Raw genomic sequence first — 1,257 nt, 5'->3', positions numbered from 1 at the left:
GACATGCTGCGCAAATCCATGGCGACCTTCAAGTTCACTGGCGGCGTCAGCGCCTTTCGCGACAAGCTGATCGACGGTATGGCGGCGCGCGGCTATCCGCGCGACTTTGCCGAGCGGACGTTCCGGCAGCTGGAAGGCTTTGGCAGCTACGGCTTCCCCGAAAGCCATGCCGCCAGCTTTGCGTTGGTCGCCTATGCCTCGGCCTGGCTCAAGTGCTGGCACCCGGATGCGTTTTGCACGGCGCTTTTGAACAGCCAGCCGATGGGCTTTTACGCTCCCGCGCAGATCGTGCGCGATGCGCAGGCGCATGGCGTGGAGGTGCGCCCGGTCTGCGTGAACGCCTCGGAGTGGGATTGCACGCTGGAACCGGTTGACGGGCGTTTTGCTGTCCGCCTCGGCCTGCGCATGGTGAAAGGGCTGGCCGAGGCCCATGCGCAGGTCATCGCCCGCGCGGCCCCCTTTGCCTCGGTCGAGGATCTCTGGCGCCGCGCCGAGGTGCCCAAACCCGCCCTGATCCGCATTGCCGAGGCCGACTGTTTCCACGCCTTCGGCCTGTCGCGGCGTCGGGCGGTCTGGGCGATCAAGGGCTTGCCCGACAGCGACCTGCCGCTCTTCGCCGCACTCGAGAGCAACGAGCCCACCGTTCCGCTGCGCCCGATGAGTGCAGGCCGCGAGGTGGCCGAGGATTACAGCCGCACCGGCCTGTCCTTGCGCCGCCACCCGGTGGCCTTTCTGCGGGGCGATCTGGAAAAACGCCGGATCCTGACCTGCACTGATGCCATGGCACTACCGAACCGTCGCTGGGCCGAACTCGCGGGCCTGGTGCTGGTGCGCCAGCGCCCCGGCTCGGCCAAGGGCACTATGTTCATCACGCTCGAGGACGAAACCGGCATCGCCAATCTTGTGGTCTGGCCCAAGGTCTTCGAGGCCAACCGCCGCATCATCCTCTCTGCCAGCATAATCGCCGCACGCGGCATGATCCAGCGCGAGGGCGAGGTGGTGCATTTCGTCGTCCACCGCCTGAGCGACCTCTCGGACGCCTTGGCCAGCGTCGGCAACCGCGGCGCCTTCCCCCTGCCGCATGGCCGCGGCGACGAATTCCACAACGCCAGCCCCGCCCCCGACCCCCGCCATCCCAAACCCCGCGACATGTTCATCCGCGATCTGCATCTCGACACGATCAAGGTCGGGACAAGGGATTTCAGGTGAGGGCAAAGCGGGGCATCTCAGCCATCTGCACTCGGCTAAAAACGGCCC

1 protein-coding gene is annotated in these 1,257 nt (G+C 66.7%); it reads left to right on the top strand.

Annotation, left to right across the window (positions count from 1 at the left end; all coding sequences use genetic code 11):
* Positions 1–1,209: helix-hairpin-helix domain-containing protein (locus tag DFP89_RS20065; protein ID WP_342770964.1), on the top strand; the 1,209-nt coding region annotated here is incomplete at its 5' end.
* Between the last annotated feature and the right edge of the window lie 48 nt (positions 1,210–1,257).

Source organism: Paracoccus lutimaris, from assembly GCF_003337565.1.
Taxonomy (GTDB): Bacteria; Pseudomonadota; Alphaproteobacteria; order Rhodobacterales; family Rhodobacteraceae; genus Paracoccus; species Paracoccus lutimaris.
This window is presented reverse-complemented; position numbering and strand designations above follow the sequence as displayed.